The following is a 5,674-nucleotide window of genomic DNA, read 5'->3' as shown; positions in this document are numbered from 1 at the left end:
GTTAGATGAAAACATTGACGTATTTACCGCTCATAAAGAGAGTTTGGGATTTGTTTGGGCTTGAAATTTGCTAAAGTCCCGTTAATCTCAATAAATTTACTGAAAACTCTTGTTAGTCCCTTGCTAAATTTGTTAAGCTTAATTTGTATATCAAACTACAGCAGAGGCATAAAGTGGTAGTCAAGCCAGATTGGTTAAGAGTCAAAGCCCCCCAATGGCAAAGGGTTGGTACTGTTAAAGAGATTTTGCGAGACCTAAATCTCAACACTGTCTGCGAAGAAGCTTCCTGTCCAAACATAGGTGAATGTTTTAACGCTGGGACAGCAACTTTCTTAATTATGGGACCTGCTTGTACTCGTGCTTGTCCCTACTGTGATATTGATTTTGAGAAAAAACCTCAGCCTTTAGATATTACCGAACCACAACGATTGGCAGAAGCAGTCAAACGCTTGAAACTTAATCATGTGGTCATTACTTCTGTCAATAGAGATGATTTGGCCGATGGGGGTGCTAATCAATTTGCTAAATGTATTTCCCAAGTCCGGGCAATTTCTCCTCAGACAACTATAGAAGTCCTAATACCAGATTTATGTGGTAATTGGCAAGCTTTAGAAATAATTCTTAACGCCAAACCAGAAGTTATGAACCATAACACTGAGACTATTCCAAGATTATATCGCCGAGTTAGACCCCAAGGTGACTATCAGCGTACATTAGAACTTTTGAGGCGATCGCGAGAATTAGCCCCAGAAATCTATACAAAATCTGGAATTATGGTAGGTCTTGGAGAAACCGATGCAGAAGTCCAAGAAGTAATGAAGGACTTACGAGCTGTTGACTGCGATATTTTAACCATTGGACAATACCTACAACCAACTCCTAAACATTTACCAGTAGCTAATTTCGTTAAACCCGAACAATTTGATCGCTGGACAGAAATAGGCGATTCTATGGGTTTTTTACAAATTGTTGCTTCACCCTTGACTCGTAGTTCATATCATGCTGAACAAGTCAAAGAATTGATGGTCAATTATCCAAAGGCCAAAAGTTAGAAGGAAACTGGTGATGGGTTTGCCCTTTCAGGTACTTGGGTAAAAGAAAATAGGCCAACTAGGTATATAACCCATCACCCCCGATTGCAAAAACGATCGCTAGTAAAATGTGATCTAGATCGGTGATTATTGTATTTAGAGTCACTTGATGGCTGAAAATTGATAAGTAAATATATTAAACTTGCTACATATAAATCAAATAAAAGGCTCTAAAAGTAAGAAGATAAAGCTAAAAAAGTGTAACTAGAAAAAAACAAACAAAGTAATAAGAGAAAAATTAAGCCGCATAACCAGAAAATTTACGAAGTGATCAGGAACAACCACTAATAGTGATGAACATTAATATAGCTTCTGACGAAAATCACTTTTTTGTATCAGAAGTATCAATATACTAAAAATTAAGTCTAGAGAAGTTAACTGAACCAAACAACTAATAGGCAAATGTACTCTTAAAGTCCATCGTTAACACAATCCGTATCAACGATCGCCTAAGTAACTCATTCAGTCTAAGTTGTTAGGACTAATCAGAAAACATAACTAGAGCAAATGCCTAATTCCTAAGAAGTTGGCATTTTATCCACAGACTGTCACTAAGTGCAGCCTCTTGTCACCTGGAGCAACTGAGATGATCACTATGTCAGCAACTTATCCTTACACTGAACAATCTGAAGAACAACTGCACTCTGATAACTTGCAAGCTGAGTTTCCCGAAGATGTAGAGCAAATTACCAACGAATTACCAACGGAGGATGAAGAAGCGGATAATGCGAAAGTAAGTCCAAACCGTAGCACTACAGATTTAGTCCGTTTATACCTCCAAGAAATTGGGCGAGTTGATTTGCTAGAAAGAGATCAAGAAGTCTCTGAAGCTCAAAAAGTCCAACGCTATATACAGTTAGTGGAGTTACGCAATAAAGCAGCTCAAGAAGAAGAAGGAGCAATTCAGTGTTATGTTCAGTTGATGGAAGTTCGTGATCGTCTGGCAGCTCACTTAGGACATAGACCATCATTTGAACGGTGGGCTAAGGTAGGAAATGTATCTGTGGTAGAACTCAAACAGATTATTGCTACAGGAAAACTTCGTTGGGCAGAATTAGCAGGTTTAAGTGTCAAAGAACTTGAGCAAGTCCAAAGCGAAGGTATTCAAGCCAAGAATCAGATGATTAATGCTAACTTGCGTTTAGTCGTGTCAGTGGCCAAAAAGTATCAAAATCGTGGTCTAGAACTTTTAGATTTAATCCAAGAGGGTACTTTAGGTTTAGAAAGAGCAGTAGAAAAATTTGACCCACGACGGGGATATAGATTCAGCACTTATGCTTACTGGTGGATTCGTCAGGGAATTACAAGAGCGATCGCTACTCAAAGTCGGACAATTCGCTTACCTGTCCACATTACCGAAAAGTTGAACAAAATTAAGAAAGCACAACGGAAAATTTCTCAGGAAAAAGGACGTACAGCAAAAATTGAGGACATTGCCGAAGAACTAAATATGACACCAGCGCAAGTTCGGGAAGTGTTAACAAAAGTTCCACGTTCGGTTTCTCTGGAAACTAAAGTAGGTACTGATAAAGATACTGAATTAGGTGAACTTCTGGAAACTGAAGATGCTTCTCCAGAACAAATGCTGATGCGGGAGTCTCTAGTACAAGCATTAAAAGGGCTATTATTAGATTTAACTCAACGAGAAAGGTCTGTAATTTCGATGCGTTATGGTTTAGATGACGGTCATCCCTACTCTCTGTCAGAAATTGGTCGTGCTTTGAAACTGTCTCGGGAACGAGTTCGTCAAATTGAAGCAAAAGCTCTACAGAAGTTACGCCAACCAAAGCGTCGGAATCAAGTACGGGATTATTTAGAATCTTTGACTTGACATACTCCCGACGCTCTCCCTAGGGGAGAGCGCGGGATTCTTCAGGCAGGAAAGCCCTGACCGCAGTTTTAACAGAAGTGATGTCCTCCTCCTGTGTTGATAACAATCCAATTTTCTGTATTAGGAGTGCCGAGTTATAGTCCCTATGTAGTTCTTGTCCACAATTACTGCAAGAATGCCAGCGCTCTGATAAGCTTTTAGGAACTTTACTCAAACATTCCCAACAATGCTGAGATGTTCCTTTTGGGTCTACTTTGATAATTCTTTTGCCAAGTTTCCAGGCAACATATTCTAAGACTTGAACAAACTGACCAAACGCTGCATCTTGCAAAGACTTATTCAATCCTGATTTTGCTGATTGACCGTTGGGCAAGAACTGACCATTGCTTCCTAATTTAGCTTTGCAACGTCGGAGTAAGTTTGCTAGAAGTAGGTCTTCGAGGAATATTACCTGACAATCACTAAACAAATGATAAGCTAATTTGAATTGCCAGTCTAGTCGCTGTCTAGCTATTAGTTGATGGAGTTTTGCTATTTTACCTTTGAGAATTTTCCAAGGTTTTGAGTGCTTGGATTTTTTTGCCAATCTCACCTGAAGTTTAGATAATCTATGTTCCGAGAGTCTGAAAAACTTAGGAACTTCTACAAACTCCCCATCGGATGTAACAGCATAGTGCAACAATCCTAAATCTATACCCTTTGAGTTTTGTTCGGTGGGTTGAATTTCTGCAACCTCTACAGGTACACTTTTATCTTCTATGGTGAAGCTAATATACCATCCGTCTGCTTCACGGATGACTGTACCTGTCTTAACCTTGAATCTGTCTGGTATTGGGCGATTGAATACTAAAGGGACTAAGCCAATCTTTGGTAAATTGACACAACACCGACCATTAGCATTTTTGACAATATTGGTGTTTGATAACTGGGGATAACTAAAAGAATTATAGTAATGCTTTCCCTTGAATTTAGGTCTACCACTGGTTTTACCTTTTTTATCAGGTAAGGTAAAGTTATCCATCGTAGTTTGTACGCGCTGGATCACATCTTGCAATACCTGGGAGTGCATAGACTTATACTCAGGGAATAGTTTTTTAGTCTGTGCCAAGTCTGCTAGTTGAACAGTTTCCCAGACAACATATCCGTTGATTATATTCGGATGCTTATCCCCTTTCCTTGTTATCGGATTACCATTACTGTCCTTTTTTCTGCCATCTCGTGTTTGTATCCTAAATTCAGGGATATTCTGATATATGCCCTCTACAGGTACTACTGAAACATTAAGTGGACAAGCATTGACTGGTGTGCGCGTTGCTTCAAACCAGTTTAACCTTTCAGCTAAACGATAATTATATTGCTTCCTGGCTATTTCTAACCAATTGGATATAATAACCGATTGACTTTTATGGGGCTTTAGCTTGTACTTGTATTTCAGTAGCATTGTAGTACCAACCCTTATACCCTAGCTATTATATCAAAATCAAGGACAAACCACAAGCATAAAGCCCGGCTTTCCCATGCGACGCTCCCCTACGGGAGAGCGCGGAACTTCCCGCCGGGGGAGTTAAAAAAGCTGAGATACAGCTAAAGTCATATGAGTGAGATAAAACACTATAAATAAAATATTCTTGTAGAGATCTTCTATGGAAGGTCTCTACATTCTTTTTTGGAAATGTTTATGCTCTCCAATATGGGGGAAATAGAAGGTTTGTGTCATATCAAATCCGTCTAATTCGGCATAAAAAAAATTTTTATTTTAACCTAAAGAGCAAATGTTTCTAAATTCTCTTTTCTCCTGACTCCTGACTCCTGACTCCTGACTTATATCATGTCCGGATAATTAGTGATAAAACAACTTTCTCCTTCTTCTCCTCTTCTTCTTCTTTTTCCTTCTTTCTTCTTTCTTGTTTTTTCCCACCTGACTCCTGACTCCTCCAAGGAAAACCGAGGTTAGTTTCTACACCATTCCACCCACAAAAAGACGTAAAGTAGTCAATAAAAATACCTGTTTCCAGTAGCTACTTCAACAAAAGGGTACTAATCACGTTAAAGCTACCTTTTTTTTACAGACATTAAAATCATCCTTGCGTCTATTGTCCCTCACTATTTTCTCAGCTAACTCTTATCAAGATCACAATCTACCATCTGTAATTTTTCAGTTGAGGTTGGCATGATTGTTATCAAGATAAATCAATCAATTAAACAAGGAGCAAGACAAATGGTTTTAACAATTTTCCCTTCTATTAAAGAAAATTTTTGGCAAGCTATTGACACTAGCAAATTCTCTGGCAACCCCGCAGAAGATATCAGACTTCAGTCATTACGAAATATTTCTATTCCAGAATTAGTTAAAGTTTTAGAACAATATTCTTATGTAACTAGAATTCACGTTCAAAGTTTAAATTATGTTTGTAATGTTGTTAAACCAGGTAAATTAAAGGTATTACTGGATGAGATTCATTTTGAAGAAGCTGGTGATGGAAATCCAGAAGATTCTCACTATAATTTACTGAAATTATTCTTATTTGGATTAAATGAAGCTTTTGGTGGAACCATGCTCACCAATAAAATTAATCCACAAGTTGATGCTTTAATTGCCAAGTATGATGCAGATTTAAAAAGTCATCCTGCTCACGTTGCTATTGGTATGGCAGGTATGGGTACTGAATGTATTTGTGGTCCGATTTTAGAAGAAATTTGGGCACAAGTTCAAGCTCGTAAAGATTTAGAAGATATATTACCTCAATTAAAC

4 protein-coding genes are annotated in these 5,674 nt (G+C 38.2%); 3 read left to right on the top strand and 1 reads right to left on the bottom strand.

The window, feature by feature from the left end; all coding sequences use genetic code 11:
* Nucleotides 1–149 precede the first annotated feature (149 nt).
* Both lipA and sigC read left to right on the top strand, forming a co-directional pair.
* Entirely contained in the window at nucleotides 150–1,052 is a 903-nt protein-coding gene (lipA, locus tag AFK68_RS13245; protein WP_094673217.1) for a lipoyl synthase, read from the top strand.
* Between the two features lie 634 nt (nucleotides 1,053–1,686).
* Nucleotides 1,687–2,922 carry an RNA polymerase sigma factor SigC gene (gene sigC, locus AFK68_RS13240; protein WP_094673216.1) on the top strand — a complete coding sequence of 412 codons (1,236 nt, stop codon included), beginning with the start codon at nucleotides 1,687–1,689 and terminating at the stop codon, nucleotides 2,920–2,922.
* Between the two features lie 19 nt (nucleotides 2,923–2,941).
* Here sigC and AFK68_RS13235 read toward each other — a convergent pair whose 3' ends face one another.
* On the bottom strand, nucleotides 2,942–4,363 hold the full coding sequence (locus AFK68_RS13235; protein ID WP_094673215.1) for an RNA-guided endonuclease TnpB family protein: 1,422 nt from the start codon (nucleotides 4,361–4,363) through the stop codon (nucleotides 2,942–2,944).
* 729 nt (nucleotides 4,364–5,092) lie between these two features.
* Here AFK68_RS13235 and AFK68_RS13230 point away from each other — a divergent pair.
* Nucleotides 5,093–5,674, top strand: a 582-nt coding sequence (locus AFK68_RS13230) for a hypothetical protein (protein WP_210407388.1), incomplete at its 3' end; no start/stop codon positions are given.

The sequence above is a fragment of the Hydrocoleum sp. CS-953 genome (genome assembly GCF_002260545.1).
GTDB lineage: Bacteria > Cyanobacteriota > Cyanobacteriia > Cyanobacteriales > Microcoleaceae > Trichodesmium.
Note: the sequence above shows the minus strand (reverse complement) of the source record. Positions and strands in the feature narration are given on the sequence as shown.